Source organism: Labilithrix luteola (assembly GCF_001263205.1).
GTDB classification, from domain to species: domain Bacteria; phylum Myxococcota_A; class Polyangia; order Polyangiales; family Polyangiaceae; genus Labilithrix; species Labilithrix luteola.
Genome location: NZ_CP012333.1, coordinates 2,202,646 through 2,216,388 on the forward strand (window position 1 = coordinate 2,202,646; position 13,743 = coordinate 2,216,388).

17 protein-coding genes are annotated in these 13,743 nt (G+C 64.0%); 8 read left to right on the forward strand and 9 right to left on the reverse strand.

Annotation, left to right across the window (positions count from 1 at the left end; genetic code table 11):
• The first annotated feature begins 15 nt into the window (after window positions 1-15).
• Window positions 16-705, forward strand: a complete 690-nt coding sequence (locus AKJ09_RS09990; protein ID WP_146646968.1) for an alpha/beta fold hydrolase — start codon at window positions 16-18, stop codon at window positions 703-705.
• A 76-nt stretch (window positions 706-781) separates the two neighbouring features.
• Here AKJ09_RS09990 and AKJ09_RS09995 read toward each other — a convergent pair whose 3' ends face one another.
• The gene (locus tag AKJ09_RS09995) at window positions 782-1,264 is read right to left on the reverse strand and encodes a hypothetical protein (protein WP_146646969.1); all 483 of its coding nucleotides are present in this window, start codon (window positions 1,262-1,264) and stop codon (window positions 782-784) included.
• A 69-nt stretch (window positions 1,265-1,333) separates the two neighbouring features.
• Between AKJ09_RS09995 and AKJ09_RS10000 the strand changes: the two genes are divergently transcribed.
• The 3 genes from AKJ09_RS10000 to AKJ09_RS10010 all read left to right on the forward strand — a co-directional run bounded on the left by AKJ09_RS10000 (window position 1,334) and on the right by AKJ09_RS10010 (window position 4,049).
• Entirely contained in the window at window positions 1,334-2,200 is an 867-nt protein-coding gene (locus AKJ09_RS10000; protein ID WP_146646970.1) for a hypothetical protein, read from the forward strand.
• A gap of 28 nt (window positions 2,201-2,228) precedes the next feature.
• A complete protein-coding gene (locus AKJ09_RS10005) occupies window positions 2,229-3,089 on the forward strand; it encodes a LysR family transcriptional regulator (RefSeq protein WP_146646971.1) in 861 nt (286 codons plus the stop codon).
• A 90-nt stretch (window positions 3,090-3,179) separates the two neighbouring features.
• Window positions 3,180-4,049 (forward strand): MBL fold metallo-hydrolase, encoded by an 870-nt coding sequence (locus AKJ09_RS10010; RefSeq protein WP_146646972.1) that lies wholly within the window; start codon window positions 3,180-3,182, stop codon window positions 4,047-4,049.
• Window positions 4,050-4,060: 11 nt separating this feature from the next.
• Here the strand turns inward: AKJ09_RS10010 and AKJ09_RS10015 are convergent, their stop codons facing one another.
• A complete protein-coding gene (locus AKJ09_RS10015) occupies window positions 4,061-4,696 on the reverse strand; it encodes an NADPH-dependent FMN reductase (protein ID WP_146646973.1) in 636 nt (211 codons plus the stop codon).
• The gene (locus AKJ09_RS10020) at window positions 4,693-5,109 is read right to left on the reverse strand and encodes an SgcJ/EcaC family oxidoreductase (RefSeq protein WP_205633664.1); all 417 of its coding nucleotides are present in this window, start codon (window positions 5,107-5,109) and stop codon (window positions 4,693-4,695) included. The genes AKJ09_RS10015 and AKJ09_RS10020 overlap by 4 nt, the downstream gene beginning before the upstream one ends.
• 70 nt (window positions 5,110-5,179) lie before the next feature.
• On the opposite strand from AKJ09_RS10020, the gene AKJ09_RS10025 reads away from it, so the two are divergent.
• Together AKJ09_RS10025 and AKJ09_RS10030 are read left to right on the forward strand one after the other, a co-directional pair.
• Window positions 5,180-6,109: a LysR substrate-binding domain-containing protein gene (locus AKJ09_RS10025; protein ID WP_146646975.1), complete on the forward strand. Its 930-nt coding sequence runs from the start codon at window positions 5,180-5,182 to the stop codon at window positions 6,107-6,109.
• Between the two features lie 67 nt (window positions 6,110-6,176).
• Complete coding sequence (locus tag AKJ09_RS10030; protein ID WP_146646976.1) at window positions 6,177-6,515, forward strand: hypothetical protein; 339 nt, start codon at window positions 6,177-6,179, stop codon at window positions 6,513-6,515.
• A gap of 28 nt (window positions 6,516-6,543) precedes the next feature.
• Here AKJ09_RS10030 and AKJ09_RS10035 read toward each other — a convergent pair whose 3' ends face one another.
• From AKJ09_RS10035 to AKJ09_RS10045, 3 genes are all read right to left on the reverse strand, one after another.
• Window positions 6,544-8,862, reverse strand: coding sequence for an ATP-binding cassette domain-containing protein (locus AKJ09_RS10035; protein ID WP_146646977.1), 2,319 nt, complete (start codon window positions 8,860-8,862; stop codon window positions 6,544-6,546).
• Window positions 8,859-9,368 carry a MarR family winged helix-turn-helix transcriptional regulator gene (locus AKJ09_RS10040; RefSeq protein ID WP_146655485.1) on the reverse strand — a complete coding sequence of 170 codons (510 nt, stop codon included), beginning with the start codon at window positions 9,366-9,368 and terminating at the stop codon, window positions 8,859-8,861. Before AKJ09_RS10040 ends, AKJ09_RS10035 begins: the two co-directional genes overlap by 4 nt.
• 105 nt (window positions 9,369-9,473) lie before the next feature.
• Window positions 9,474-9,905 carry a cupin domain-containing protein gene (locus tag AKJ09_RS10045; protein WP_146646978.1) on the reverse strand — a complete coding sequence of 144 codons (432 nt, stop codon included), beginning with the start codon at window positions 9,903-9,905 and terminating at the stop codon, window positions 9,474-9,476.
• Between the two features lie 310 nt (window positions 9,906-10,215).
• Here AKJ09_RS10045 and AKJ09_RS10050 point away from each other — a divergent pair, with 310 nt between their 5' ends.
• Both AKJ09_RS10050 and AKJ09_RS10055 read left to right on the forward strand, forming a co-directional pair.
• Complete coding sequence (locus tag AKJ09_RS10050) at window positions 10,216-10,785, forward strand: SMI1/KNR4 family protein (protein ID WP_146646979.1); 570 nt, start codon at window positions 10,216-10,218, stop codon at window positions 10,783-10,785.
• A 271-nt stretch (window positions 10,786-11,056) separates the two neighbouring features.
• Window positions 11,057-12,100, forward strand: coding sequence for an alpha/beta hydrolase (locus AKJ09_RS10055; protein ID WP_146646980.1), 1,044 nt, complete (start codon window positions 11,057-11,059; stop codon window positions 12,098-12,100).
• A 70-nt stretch (window positions 12,101-12,170) separates the two neighbouring features.
• On the opposite strand, the gene AKJ09_RS10060 is transcribed toward AKJ09_RS10055, so the two are convergent.
• The 3 genes from AKJ09_RS10060 to AKJ09_RS10070 are packed head-to-tail and all read right to left on the reverse strand — an operon-like array spanning window position 12,171 to window position 13,721.
• Entirely contained in the window at window positions 12,171-12,623 is a 453-nt protein-coding gene (locus AKJ09_RS10060) for a hypothetical protein (protein ID WP_146646981.1), read from the reverse strand.
• 55 nt (window positions 12,624-12,678) lie between these two features.
• The gene (locus tag AKJ09_RS10065; protein ID WP_146646982.1) at window positions 12,679-13,323 is read right to left on the reverse strand and encodes an STAS domain-containing protein; all 645 of its coding nucleotides are present in this window, start codon (window positions 13,321-13,323) and stop codon (window positions 12,679-12,681) included.
• On the reverse strand, window positions 13,320-13,721 hold the full coding sequence (locus tag AKJ09_RS10070; RefSeq protein WP_146646983.1) for a hypothetical protein: 402 nt from the start codon (window positions 13,719-13,721) through the stop codon (window positions 13,320-13,322). The genes AKJ09_RS10065 and AKJ09_RS10070 overlap by 4 nt, the downstream gene beginning before the upstream one ends.
• Between the last annotated feature and the right edge of the window lie 22 nt (window positions 13,722-13,743).

A 13,743-nucleotide genomic window follows, 5' to 3' on the forward strand; every position in this document is an offset into this window, starting at 1 on the left:
AGATAGGTGGTCATCATGAACTCGATCAAGAACGTCGTTCTCGTGCACGGTGGTTTCGTCGACGGTTCGGGCTGGGAGCGCGTCTACGGCATCCTTCGAGACAAGGGTTACCGCGTCAGCATCGTGCAGAACCCCACCACCTCTCTCGCCGACGACGTCGCGGCAACCAGCCGCGTCCTCGACCAGCTCGATGGCCCGGCGATCCTGGTAGGTCACTCGTACGGCGGCGTCGTCATCACCGAAGCCGGCAATCACCCGAAGGTCGCAAGCCTGGTGTACGTCGCGGCATTCGCGCCTGACGCGGGAGAGTCGGTCGCCTCGCTCATCGCCAACCCGCCGCCCGGCGCGCCGGTCCCGCCGATTCTCCCCCCGAAGGACGGCTTCCTCTTCCTCGACCGCGCGAAGTTCGCCGCGTCGTTCGCCGCGGACCTCGACCCGAAGGTCGCCGCCTTCCGCGCCGACTCGCAGGTCCCGTGGGGCGTCGCGGCGCTCGAAGGCGCAGTGCGGGAGCCGGCCTGGCGCAAGAAGCCGAGCTGGTACATCATCGCAACCGACGACAAGATGATCCCGCCCCCCGCGCAGCACGCGATGTCGAAGCGCATCGAGGCATCGGTGAGCGAAGTGAAGGGCAGCCACGCGATCTACGAGTCCCAACCCGCCGCCGTCGCGACGGTCATCGAACGCGCAAGCAACGGCGCTCGTTGAGCCCCGGCGAAGGAATGACCTCGGCGGGCGGCGGCTCTCGCCGAGGTCTCGCGCGGTGGGAGGCGCCCCTCGCCAGCTAGAGTCGGTAGACCTGCTTCAAGTTCGCGTCGAGGAAGACGTCGCTTCGCCCCCTCTCGGGGTAGCGGATGATGGCGTCCGTCGACTTCGCGATGAAGGCGGCAATGTTCGGGAGTGCCGCTCGGACGTCCTCCGTCAGGGCGTCATCGTCGAACGCGATCCGAAAGAGTCGGACCGTGTGCGCGAGGAGCTCACGAATACGGACGCGCGCCTTGGTTGCGCGCGATACGTCCAAAATGAAGAAGAGCTCCTCGACCGCCTTCCTCACGACCTCGTCGTCGGTCACCTGATCGAACACGATCGGCGCCCTCCCCGCGTCGGCCTCGACCAGCAGCCTCGACCACGCAGCATCGAGATTGTCACCATCCGTCTTCGCCGGGACGAAGCGCAGCGGAGTCATGCAACGACACGCTTCGATGGCCTCGACGACGGCCTTCCGCGTGAGCGGCTGCGTCGAACGTGCGTAGATCCACGCATCCATGGAATACCCGATACTACCGCTCTCGTCGAAGCCGTGGCGCCGACGCGCGAGGCATTCTACCGTAGTGCCATGTCGATGCACTGGTACGAAGAGGTGGTCGAAAGCTCCATTCGCGTGCTCGTCGAACACGACGGCGGCGCAGATCTACGTGATCTGTTCGCGGCTCTTTGGCTCTTCCAGTCCCATTACGACTGCAGTTTCACCCAAGGGCGGGTCCTCGACCTGCTCGTGAAGCATCGCTACACGTACGAGCTGCCGCTCTCGGCGCATCCGGCCTACGCGGAATATACGAAGGAGTTCAAGAAAGGCAGCAAGAGCAAACGCGACATCAACTTCGTGATGGACGTCCTCGGGCAGGACGAAGACGAAGACCTGGACGAGGACGAGCTCGGGCAGGACGACGATGACGATGACGATGACGACGCTGGCATGATGGGAGGCCCGCGCCGTCAGGGAAACGAAGAAGGCTACCTGACCGACGGTCGCCTCTACTGCGACGCGGGCACGCCCCTCTGGGAGAAGCTCGTCGAAGCGAAGACGATTCAAGGGCCCGACGCCGAGAAGCCGAAGACAGTATCCCTCGCGGAGGTCGCGATTCGCGTCGTCAAGGCCGCCGAGAAGGCGAAGGACCGTGAGCTCATCGCATGCTGGATGGCGCTCGGTCCGGCCACGTTCTTCGGTGACCGCTTCAGGCGCGCCCTCAAGAAGGGCGACGTCCTCGGAACGAACCCCTTCTCGGGAAAGCCCATCGTCGCCCGCAGGGACGAAATCGCGCGCCGACCGTTCTCCGTCGAGGAAATCGCGGCGCTGCCCGAGGCAGTGGAGCTCCGCGACATCTCTCGACGCAACAAGGCGATGGAGGTCGAGCTTCACGACAACGAGCCACCGCCGCCCGACGAGCGAACGCCCGTCGAAGCGTGGTGGTTCGCAACCTGAGCGCGGACGTCCGCCGAAGAGCAGCGCGATGGAGTGGAGCGACGTACGAATCTTCCTGGCCGTCGCGCGAAGCGGATCCCTCGGTGGCGCGGCGCGCAGCTTGAAGCTGAGCCACCCGACCGTCGCAAGGCGACTCCGCGCGCTCGAAGACGACACGGGCCAGGTGTTGCTCCAACGCCACCGTGAAGGAGTCGTCCTGACCGACGCCGGGAACGCCATCGTGCGCCTCGCGGAGGAAATGGAAGCGAGCGCCCTGGCGATGCAGCGCCGGCTCGCGGGGGTGAGGAACAAGGCCCAAGGCCGACTCCGAATCTCGTCGGCGGATTGGTTCGCGTCCTACGTGCTGCCGCCCGTCCTGCAGGCAATGGCAACGAGTCACCCGGAGGTCCTTCCAGAGGTGATCACGGGCGCGCGCCTCTTCGATGTCGCGCGGCGCGAAGCAGATATCGTGTTTCGCGTCGTGCCGTCGACCGACGCGGGGATCGTGCAGCGACGGCTGATGCGTCTTCGCTATGACGTCTACGTGTCGGAATCGCTCGCGGCGACGAAGATCGAAGACGATGGCGCCGGGGCGCAGCTCGTCTTGATGGATACGGCGAAATACGACTATCCGGACGTGACATGGCTACGTCGACGGCTTCCCCGCGCGGGCGTCGTCATGACGAGCAACAGCCGAAGCCTGCAGGCCGGCATGTGCGCGCGTGGGCTCGGTCTGGCCGTGCTTCCGCGCGCCGTCGGTGAGCAAACGCCGGGCCTACGCCAGATCGATCTCGGTGAGCCGCCGCCCAGCCGTGACATCTGGATGGGCTATCACGAGGACCTGCGCGACGTCGATCGACTGCGTGCCATGGTCGATTTGACCGTGAAGATGCTTGGCGACGAGCCCTGACGAATTCGTACGGCAGACAAACGAAGACGTCAGTGTCGGAGCGCGCGCGCGCGGCTCATCCTTGGCTCCGTTCATCACCAAGGAGCCGTCATGTGCATTTCTTCCGGTGCCGTCGTCGACGCCGCGCCCAAGCGCTTTGCCTTCGGATCAGTCGTGGTCGTGGCGCTCGCGGATGGCCACTTCGATCTCGACGCGGCTCGTCTCTTGCTCCCACCCGATCAAGGAATCGTCGAACCATGGCTCGCACGTGCCGGCCTTGGCTCGGTCGTGAGAAGCACGGTCAACGCATTCTTGATCGACAGCGGGGACCGGCGAGTACTCGTCGACGCAGGAGCAGGAGACCTGCAAGACGCTACGCTGGGACGACTCGAGAGCTCGCTACGTGCTGCGGGATACGAGCCCGACGCGATCGACGACGTGTTGCTCACGCACCTGCACCCCGATCACGTGGGAGGCGTGTCACGCCGTGGTCGTGCGGTCTTCCCACGCGCGCGCGTCCACGTCGATGCACGCGAAGCCGCATTCTGGCAGAACGAATCGAATGCGACCGCGGTCGACGCCAGCGTGAGGGCCAGCTTCGAGGGGGCGATCGCGTCGCTTCGCCCCTATGCCGAGGAGGAACGACTGATCACGTTCGAGCCAGGCGCCACGGTGGTCGCGGGAATCCGCGCGGTCGGCCTCGAGGGCCACACGGTCGGTCATACGGGGTTTCGCCTCGAGAGCGAAGGCGAGACCCTCGTATTCTGCGGAGACGCTCTCCACGTCGCCTCGGTGCAATGCGCCGATCCTGCGGTGGCGATTCGTTACGACGCGGCTCCTACGGCCGCCTGCGATGCGCGCGAACGCCTGTTCGCCGACGCAGCCGCGCGCGGATATTGGCTCGCTGCGGCCCACGCCCCCTTTCCCGGCATCGGCCGCGTGCGCCGTCGCGACGACGGATATGCGTGGGAGGAAGCGTGAGCGCATAGCCTCTACGCTGTGCGCTGAACGAGCGAGGAGCCAGCTGCCCTGGCCGCGCTCAGCGCCGTCGTCCACCAGGCGAGCTCGTCGAACATCGCCGCGCTCGCCTGGGCGAGGTAGTCGAACTCGGTGAGGTTCTTGCCCTGGAGCACCGCAAGGATCGGCTCGCGCGTGATGTGCACCGCCGAGCGTGTCGGAGCCATCTGGAGCTCGACGCAAATCAGTCGAAGCTGCTCGACGGCACGGGCGCCGCCGAGACCGCCATATCCGACGAAGGCCGCTGGCTTCCGATTGAATTCGGAATAGCCATGATCAAGCGCGTTCTTCAACACGCCTGAAATGCTGTGATTGTACTCTGCCGTCAGAAAGACATAGCCATCGAGAGATGCAACCTTCTCCCCCCATCGCTTCGCGATCTCGTTCGTCGGCCGAGAGAGAAGAGGTGCCACCGACTCATCGAAGAACGGGAGCGGATAGTCACGCAGATCGATGATTTCGGCATCGAGGTCCGTCCGTTCAGCACAGGTCTCGAAGAGCCAGCGTGCCGGCATGTCCGCAAAGCGTGCCGCACGCGTTGTTCCGACGACGATTCCGATCTTCGGCCGACTGGACTCCTTCGGACTCCCCTTCGTCCCGCGCGCGTTCATGGTGTCACTCGCGCGTTGTGCGAAGCGCGAATGCGCCAGCCGGCCTCCGTCTTCATCATCACCATCGTGACGATGCCGCTTCGATCGTCCGACGGTGCGTCGGGCATTGCACGGAACTCGCGCCAGCTCCATCTCGCGTGAACCAAGGCGAGCTCGGAGCACAGCATGTCGACCTTCGCGATCTCGAGCTCATAATTCTGCCTCTGCTTCGCGACGCTCGCATGGACGCACTTGTGGGCGTCGACGTTCTCGCGCCTCGTCTTCCACCACTGGCCGGCCCAGGCCACGAAATCACAGTCCTCCGTGAAGAGCTCTCCCCAGGCGTCCATGTCGTCCCGCTGCCAGGTTTGGACATAGCGCTCGATGACGTCTTCGATCCCAATCATCCCGACATTCATGGCGACCTCTCGCATGACTTCGAGACCATAGCCGCGTGGACGATGGCCTGGCAGATCGCCCGCAGGAAACCTATCGTTCACATTCATGAACGATCGCCTGCGCTCGCTCAACCTCAACGACCTCTATCTGTTCGTTCAGGTCGTCGACCGGAAAGGCTTCACTGCGGCGAGCCGCGCACTGCGAATTCCGAAATCGACACTCAGCAAACGTGTGAGTGCGCTCGAAACCCATCTCGGCGTCCGTCTCATGCAACGAACTTCCCGTCGGCTCGTGATCACCGAGATTGGACAAGAGGTCTATCGCCACGGGGCCGCCATGGTGGTCGAGGCCGAGAGCGTCGACGCCGTCGTTCGCGGTCGTCTTGCCGAACCGAGCGGTACAGTCCGCGTGACGGTCTCCGCCACCACGGCGCAAGTCGCGTTCAAGCGTCTTCTGCCGCGTTTTGCACGCGCGCATCCGAAGGTCCGGATGGTTCTTCACGCTACGAACCGCTACGTCGATCTCGTTCAAGAGGGTTTCGACGTCGCCGTTCGCGCTCACTACGCCCCGCTCGCGGACTCCGATCTCATCCAACGACGCCTCGGCGCCTCGATCGTCTTCCTCGTCGCCGCGCCTGCGTACCTCGAACGTAGAGGAACTCCCAGGCGCCCGGAGGAGATCACCGAGCACGACGGGCTTCTCAACGCGCCATCCGATGGCGCCGCGAGCTGGCCGCTCTACGACGCGCGCGGCCACGCCAAGGTGGCCAGCCCGATGCCTCGACTCTACGCCGACGAGCCATCGACGCTCGTCGCCGCGGCGGTCGCCGGCCTCGGCATCGCGTGCCTTCCCAGAGCACTCTCCCGAGCCGCCATCAAGTCTGGCTCCCTCGTTCGCGTCCTGCCCGAGTGGCGCGGAGCCGTTGCCACCATGTCCATCCTCACGCCGCACAGGCGCGGACAACTCCCCGCCGTTCGCGCCGTGGTCGACTTCCTCGCGACCGAACTACCGTCCGCGATGGCGCTCGAGTCCTGATCCATTGCGACGACGAGTTTTAGCCGCGCCAGGGAAGGTCGAGTCGGGAGCAGTCGTAGACGTGCCCATGATGAGCTCCTATGCGCACGCGGAACCGGCTGCGTTCCCGGTCTTCGCACTCGTTCTCGGTCTCGGCGCGTTCGTCTCGTACGTCGTCTGCTTCGCGCTGGCAGCGAGCACGAAGCGGCTGCGGACGCTCGACTACGTTGCCGGCACGCTCGGCTTCTTCTGCGGTATCGGGTGGCTCTACTTCTTGTATCGAGCGAACGCGGCGACGTTGCAGCAGTCCTTCGACGTCATCGAACGTGGCGGCGATCCTGCGACCGCGCGGGCGATAAACAAGCGATTCAAGGTGGCCGCCGGAATCGCCATCGCGCTCGGCATCGCGAGCACCCTCGTCCGCTGATGCTCTTCCACCGCCCGCAGCCTGACGGCTAATTGGCGCGACTGCGCGTTTGCCGCGCGTCGCCGACGTGTTTACGTAGGAAAGGGCCAGTGATTGAAGAGGTCGCTTTCGTCAGATCGGACGGCGTGCCTTCGAAGACGATCTGACCGCCGCGATGTCCCGCTCCGGGTCCCATTTCGATGATCCAGTCGGCATGCGCCATGACGTCGAGGTTGTGTTCGACGATGAGAACGGAATCTCCTCGCGCGACGAGCTCGTCGAAGAGCCGAAGGAGCTTCTCGATGTCGGCGATGTGCAGGCCAGACGTTGGCTCGTCGAACAAATAGATCCGCCCAGTGCGCGCCAGCTCGGTGGCCAACTTGAGTCGTTGTCGTTCGCCTCCAGAGAGCGAGCTGAGCTGCTGACCGAGCGTCATGTAATCCAAACCGACCCGCTCGAGTCGCTCGAGCGGCGCCCGAATGGCTTCGTCGGACGCGAAGAAGTCCTTTGCAGCGGGGATGGTCATCTTCATCACGTCCGCAATCGAGCTGCCATCGAGGCGAAAGGACCGCGCTTGGTCCGAGAATCCCGTCGCGTCGCACGTCTCGCAGGGGGCTTCGATTGCATCCATGAAAGCAAGGTCGGTCCGAACGAGACCGATGCCTCGACACTCGGGACATGCTCCCAGGGAGTTGGTGCTGAACAGACCAGCGGGCAACCCGCTGGCGGCTGCGAAGCGATCGCGAATCGGGTCGAGAATGCCGATGTACGTTGCTGGTGTCGATCGTCGTGAGCCGCCGAGTGCAGACTGATCGATACGGACGACGTTGGGATGAAGCCGCGGCAGGATGCGATGGACGAGGGTGCTCTTTCCCGATCCTGCAACGCCCACCACAACGGTGATGACGCCGAGCGGAATACGCACGCTGACGTTGCTGACGTTGAACATCGAGGCGTTCTCGATCTGCAAGTAGCCGGAGGCGTGGCGCGGCCGGGTCTTCAGGGCTCTCGGCTTCGCCAGCGCTCGTGCCGTCGTCGTCGACGCAGTAGCGAGCGCGTCGACCGAGCCTTCGAAGACGATCCTCCCCCCATCGGCTCCAGCATTTGGCCCGATATCGATCACGTGATCGGCAATCGCGATCACGTCAGGATCGTGTTCGACGACCAGGACCGTATTGCCGTTGTCGCGGAGCCGCGTCAGCAGGTCGGTCAGTTGATGGACGTCCCGCGGATGGAGCCCAATGCTCGGCTCGTCGAAGATATAGGCGATGTCGGAGAGACTGCTGCCCAGGTGGCGGACCATCTTGACGCGCTGAGATTCGCCCCCCGAGAGGCTCGCCGTCTCACGGTCGAGAGCGAGATAGTCGAGCCCGATGTTCACCATATGGTGCAGACGATCGGCCATCGCCGATACCACCGTGGCGACCTCCGGCACGTCGAGCGACCGCACGAAGTCCCGCAGGTCGCCGACCTCCATGGCGGCGCAATCGGCGATGTTCTTTCCACGAACACGGCAAGCGAGGATGCGCGCATTGAGCCTTCCGCCGCCGCACGCCGGACAGGGCTCGCGACGGACGATGCGAGAGAGCGCATCGCGCTCGGGCTTGCTCAATTCTTCGAGCTCACGCTCCAGGTACGATCGCTTGAACCGAGGAATCAGACCTTCGTACTTCGTGCTCGCGTACCAGCCAGGCAGCGGATGCGTCACTGGTGTGCCGTCTTCGTGGAGCAGTCGATGCCTCTCCGCTGCCGTGTACTTCCCAAGCTTCTTGTCGTTGTCGAAGAAGCCGGTCAACGCGTAGCGCTTCCAGCGCGCCGATCCGACGCCGAATGCGGGAAAGCGAAGGGGGCCCTCGTTGAGGGACTTCGACCAGTCCACGAGGGAATCCACGTCGATCGAGTCGACGTTACCGAGCCCCTGACAGTCGAGACACATGCCTTGCGGATGATTGAACGAGAAGACACTCGATTCCCCGACGTGAGGCTCTCCGATTCTCGAGAACAGAAGGCGCAAGAGCGCGTAGATGTCCGTCGCGGTTCCGACCGTCGAGCGCGCGTTCCCCCCGAGGCGCTTCTGATCGACGACGATCGATGCCGGCAGATGGTACAGACCGTCCGCCTCGGGCTGCCCGTAGTGCGGCAACCGATTGCGCACGAAGCTGCTGTACGTCTCGTTGAGCTGCTTCTGCGACTCGGCAGCAATCGTGTCGAACACCAAGGACGACTTTCCTGATCCCGACACCCCCGTAAACACCACGATTCGATGCTTCGGGATGTCGAGCGTCACGTCCTTGAGGTTGTTGGTCCGGGCTCGGACGATACGAATCGGTAGCGACGCCGGTCGAGCGTTTCGTCGCTCGGCCGTCATGCGGCACCTCCGCCGCCATCGGTCTCGGACTGAAGCGCTGCACTTGCCCGACGACACAGCTCCGCGAAGATGGCCTGCTCCCCGAGAGTCAGCGCGGCGCCGACGAGTGTGGCGGCACGGCGGCGCTGAATGGCTGCACGTTCGAGAAAGTTCAGACCGCGCTCCGTCAACGCCGTGCTCTGTTCACGCCTGTCCTCCGATGCTTGCGTCTGGACGACGAGACCGAGGTCCTTGAGTACCCGCATCGACTTGGAGAGGGTCGGACGTGAAACGCCAAGCCTTTCGCTGAGCGCCGAGGGCGTCATGGCGCCGTGAAGGCGCAGCAGCTCGAGTACGTCGTACTGCGCCCAGGAGACCGCCTCCGGGGTATAGCGATGGCGGCGAGCTACGAGCACACACTGCAATATCGAGAGTGCATTCTCGAGCTCGCTCGGCGCTTCCTCACTCGCGCGGCGTGCCCTCTCGCGGCCAGGCGACGCGCCGCCCGATGATTTCCGTCCTGCCATCATTAGCACCACCTTATACGGGTGCCATGGGCTAACTGATTTCCATCAGGAAATCAAATCGCCGTACCTGACGACGCTCGCGCGCGAGACAGTCGAACCGCTTGCTCAGTGCTTTTCGCGAGGGACCGCTTCGCGCGTACGTTCGGAGCTCACCGCCGGTGTTCGACGCTTCGCGTAGTCCTCGTACCCTGCGAAGTCGACCATCACGCACGGCTCGTCGCCGATGACCCAACCGTCGTGGCCCGGAGCAATATGGAAGAAGTCACCCGGGCCGAGCTGTTGCTCGCTGCCATCGTCCATGCGGACGATCATCTTCCCCGAGATGACATAGCCGAGGTGCGGTGCCTGACAGCTCTTCGTGCCGGCGATCGGGGCTACGTCGACCGACCATCTCCAGCCGGGTTCGAACACGGCGCGCATGACCGCCCCCTGCCCTATCTTGTGAATGTCCGCATGACCGTGCGCGGTGAACGGCCGTGATTCATCGGGTTCGTTGCTGTGTTTGACCTGCAGCGTCGACGACTTCATCGTACCCATGGCGTTCCTCCGCTTCGTTGGGTGATGACGCGCGACGTGCAACCATCGTGCGCGTCGCAACGTCGCCCGTACGGCGTGCGAGGACCGAGCTCAGGTCGAAGCCCGTCCAGTGGGCGTAAAGCAGGCAGCGCAACCAAAGAGCGCTCTCGGTGTCGATTTCGTGCGACGTCGGTGGTCTGGCCCTGTCGTACGGGCGCCAGAGGGCCGATTGACGTCCTCCACTGTGGATGCGGACGAACCATCCCGTTCGATGCACGTTCACGGCCCGCTGGCGTCCATCCGTTGAATCATCGTCAGAGAGAGTGCCGCCATGAACGACGTCTCCGAACGCATCGAAGCTCTTTTCGCTCAGGTGACCGACCACCAAGCCGTCGAGCTCTACTCCGAAGACCTCGAGCCCTCCTCGAGCGAAGCTATCGAGGCGCTCGAAGCAGGCCTCGGCATCGAACTCCCGGAAGATGTGCGCTCATGGCTCTCGCGCGGTCTCAAGGGATACACGGGAAGCATCGAGGAACCCTTCGCGCAGATCGGCTTTGCATTTCTCGATGCCTCGCGTGCCCTCGAGCACACGAAGATGCTGCGTGAGAACGCGGGAGACGACGAGCACGGTCGGGTGATTAAGAACGGCGTCGCGCTGACCTACGAAGAGCCCGAGCTCGTCGTTTCGGCGGAGGGCGTCCATCATTTCTCATTTCGCAATCCTCTCCTCCACGTCACCTCGAGCTGGAGCGAGTTTCTCGAGCACTGGCTTGCGTCAGGCGCGTTCGCGGCGGGCGACTTCGATGCAGCGTGGGAAAAGACGCAACCGTTCGCGAAGGGCGATGTTGCTCCCGAGAAAAACCTCTGGGTGACTGCCTACAAGAAGCAGTTTCCTGGCTGACTCCCGCGTGACCACTCGTGCCCACCGTCGACGTGAACGGCGGCCGAACGGCTCGACGCGTCACGGCATGAAGCGACGGCAGCTTGCGAGAAGCACGAACCGATCCGGGCGATGCTTAGGTGTGGCTGCGACAGCGACCTTGTGTATCGGTGTCGAAGTCCATCCGAGCGATTCGCATCTCGGTTTCATAAGACCGATTGAACGCGTGGTTGTCGCGTGAGATGGTCACGCGATTGCGCCGAAGGTCACGGCGCTCCAACGGAGGTTCACGATGCGCTCGCCGCGAGGTGTGCTCCTTTTCGTCAGCTTGATGGCGTCTGTCTTTGCTTACTCGTCACACGAGTCGACTGCCACCGCCGGTGGCGACGATTGGGACGATGATTCGGACTGCGATGGCGTCGACGTGAGGGAAATGAACTTCCCCGTGTCGCTGTCCGACGGCCACCAGTATCGAGTAGCCGGATATGCCTACACGTCACGTCACGTGAAGCATCGGACCGTGCAGCTTCTGGTCCACGGCGCGACGTACAATCATTCCTATTGGGATGGTCCCGAGCTCGGAAAGAAGGATTACTCGTACGCGCGTGAGATGGCGAAACGAGGGTATCTCGTGATTGCCATCGATCAGCTCGGCACGGGCCACAGCGACAAGCCCGACGGTGACTTCTTCAGCTTGCAGGAAGCCGCCTCTTCGCTGCACCAGGTGGCCGGTCAGGTTCGTTCGTGGGCAGGACCGCGCTCGAAGCTTGCCTTCGTCGGTCACTCGAACGGCTCGGTCACGTCGATCTACACGCAGGGAACCTACGGCGACGCTGACCTGCTCATCACGACCGGGTGGGTTCACGGCTTCCGTGGCCTCCCCGTCGATCCCAGCGACCCCGAAATTCAGGGGGCCGTCGCGACGCCTTACATCAACTTCCGCGGGCCGAAGCGCGACGCCCTCATGTACTTCACGCCGAAGACCGATGCGGCGATGATCTCGTACGACGACGCCCATCTCACCGACACCATGCCGCGCCATCAGTTCTTCGACCTGATCGGCATCCACGGTGAAATCGCGGCCCTCGGGCCCGGCGGCATGACGACGTCGACGCGGTCTCAGCAGGTGCGCGTGCCGACGCTCGTGCAAGTCGGCGAGCGTGACGACGCCATCGCTCCGCCCACCGCTGGGCCTCCGTCCGAAGCCGCGTTCTATCCCAACGTCCGCGATCTCACCGTGCACAAGCTCTCGCAGATTGGTCACTGCGTGAACCTGCACGTGAATCACAAGGAGAGCTGGAAAGACATCGATCGCTGGATCAGCGCGCACGACTGATCGAGCTCAACCGCACGCTGCTCCGAACCTGCAGCCATCTCGGCCAGGTCGGAGCAGCGGCTCTAGCCCGTCACGGCAAGTCTTTGCCGGTCTTCGTTTTGTACTCGGTGGTGATGTCGGCGAGCATCGCGTGCAGCTTCTTCGAATCGCCAGGGCGCCGCTTGTCGAGCCATTGCGTTGCGCTCGTGCTGGTGCCGAAGAAGTCCATTTCGTACTTCGGCGCCTTCTGCACCCAGCCGAACATCGTGAGAACGGTTCGCAGCGCCGCGCTGGGGCTGACGAACGCGACGTGCGGATTGTAGCCGGGCGCCTCGGTGAGCCGCGCGAGCTCGGCGCGTCGCTTCGAATCGGGTCGAGAGAAGTCGCGGGCGATGAGGATCGCGGTCGCGCGCTTTCCCGTTTTCCCCGACCACGTGGCGAGGTCACGCAGATGCTCGAAATGGGCGTCCCATTCCTCGGGTGAGCTCTGCTCGAAGACCCAGACGGCCCGCGCGTCTTCCGCGTCGTGACGGTGCAGATACATCTCTATTCGTTCTCCTCGCTACGGCTTCGTCGGGTCCGCGCAACCGAGTTGCACCCTACGCGTCGCGCCGTTGCTCGATGCAGTAACGAAGACCGTCGCGGAGGGTCCGCATCGTCCTCGTCTTGGCCATGTCCACGCCCAAGGTCGCGAGCGTTTGCGCCACTTGAGGGGAAATCCCCGTCAGGATGCACTGCGCGCCGAGGAGCGCAACGCCCTGCGCGAGGCGCACGAGATGACCCGCCGTCGCCGTGTCCACGACGACAACGCCCGTGAGATCGACGATGACGAACGCCGCGCTGCGCTCGACAACGCTCGAGAGCAGCCGCTCGCCCATGTCGGCAGCACGCTGGCTGTCGATGGTGCCGACCAAGGGAAGCGTGATCACCCGATCCCACACGTCGATGACGGGTGAGGAGAGCTCGAGGATCGTCTCGCGTTGTTCGTTGATGATGCGGAGTCGGTCTTCCAGCTCCGCCCGCGCGCGTTCGGATTCGCTGAGCGCGTTGTGGACGGTCGCCCGCGCCACGGCGAGCTCATCGATGAACAGCTGCAGAGCGCCTTCGAGCATTCCGAGCTCGTCCGATTCGTTCGGCGTGATGATCGCCGCATCCGAGTCGAAACGGTCGAAAGACGCGCAGGAGAGCGCCGTGATCAAACGGCGAACACGCGCGATGTCCACGGAGATCTGTCGCTCGGTCATTGGGCGCTCTCGGCTTGTTGCTCGAGGGAGGCGAGCCACGCGGACGCGTCCGCGACGGAATCGAAGAAGCGGTACGAAGGACTCCGCGCCGCCTCGGTCGCCACGACCTCGAAGAGCATCGTCACCGGGACCCGCACGAAGAACTCGCTCGTCACGATGGCGGTCGCTGCCAGCGGCAGCTTCACGAGCTCATCCAGAAAGAGCCGCCTCGTGTCACCGGGGATGAGCTGGGTGCTCGTCATGTCCCAGAGCAGTCGGCCGTCCCAACCGTCGAGGTGCCTCCGCACGTCTCGAAACAAGGCGGTGACGTCGCTCGGGTCGATGATCCCGGACCACGTGAACGTGAGGGGCCCGCCTGGCGATAGCGCACAGGTCTGGTCACGCGAATGGAGACGCATCAAGTGGAAACGAGACGGTAAT

Coding starts and splice junctions, on each gene's coding strand:
- AKJ09_RS10030 (WP_146646976.1), top strand. CDS start 6,177: ATGATGAGCTCCTATGCGCACGCGGAACCGGCTGCGTTCCCGGTCTTC.
- AKJ09_RS10050 (WP_146646979.1), top strand. CDS start 10,216: ATGAACGACGTCTCCGAACGCATCGAAGCTCTTTTCGCTCAGGTGACC.
- AKJ09_RS10015 (WP_146646973.1), bottom strand. CDS start 4,696: ATGAACGCGCGCGGGACGAAGGGGAGTCCGAAGGAGTCCAGTCGGCCG.
- AKJ09_RS10005 (WP_146646971.1), top strand. CDS start 2,229: ATGGAGTGGAGCGACGTACGAATCTTCCTGGCCGTCGCGCGAAGCGGA.
- AKJ09_RS10055 (WP_146646980.1), top strand. CDS start 11,057: ATGCGCTCGCCGCGAGGTGTGCTCCTTTTCGTCAGCTTGATGGCGTCT.
- AKJ09_RS10060 (WP_146646981.1), bottom strand. CDS start 12,623: ATGTATCTGCACCGTCACGACGCGGAAGACGCGCGGGCCGTCTGGGTC.
- AKJ09_RS10035 (WP_146646977.1), bottom strand. CDS start 8,862: ATGACGGCCGAGCGACGAAACGCTCGACCGGCGTCGCTACCGATTCGT.
- AKJ09_RS09995 (WP_146646969.1), bottom strand. CDS start 1,264: ATGGATGCGTGGATCTACGCACGTTCGACGCAGCCGCTCACGCGGAAG.
- AKJ09_RS10025 (WP_146646975.1), top strand. CDS start 5,180: ATGAACGATCGCCTGCGCTCGCTCAACCTCAACGACCTCTATCTGTTC.
- AKJ09_RS10020 (WP_205633664.1), bottom strand. CDS start 5,109: ATGCGAGAGGTCGCCATGAATGTCGGGATGATTGGGATCGAAGACGTC.
- AKJ09_RS10065 (WP_146646982.1), bottom strand. CDS start 13,323: ATGACCGAGCGACAGATCTCCGTGGACATCGCGCGTGTTCGCCGTTTG.
- AKJ09_RS10040 (WP_146655485.1), bottom strand. CDS start 9,368: ATGGCAGGACGGAAATCATCGGGCGGCGCGTCGCCTGGCCGCGAGAGG.
- AKJ09_RS10010 (WP_146646972.1), top strand. CDS start 3,180: ATGTGCATTTCTTCCGGTGCCGTCGTCGACGCCGCGCCCAAGCGCTTT.
- AKJ09_RS10070 (WP_146646983.1), bottom strand. CDS start 13,721: ATGCGTCTCCATTCGCGTGACCAGACCTGTGCGCTATCGCCAGGCGGG.
- AKJ09_RS10000 (WP_146646970.1), top strand. CDS start 1,334: ATGTCGATGCACTGGTACGAAGAGGTGGTCGAAAGCTCCATTCGCGTG.
- AKJ09_RS10045 (WP_146646978.1), bottom strand. CDS start 9,905: ATGGGTACGATGAAGTCGTCGACGCTGCAGGTCAAACACAGCAACGAA.
- AKJ09_RS09990 (WP_146646968.1), top strand. CDS start 16: ATGAACTCGATCAAGAACGTCGTTCTCGTGCACGGTGGTTTCGTCGAC.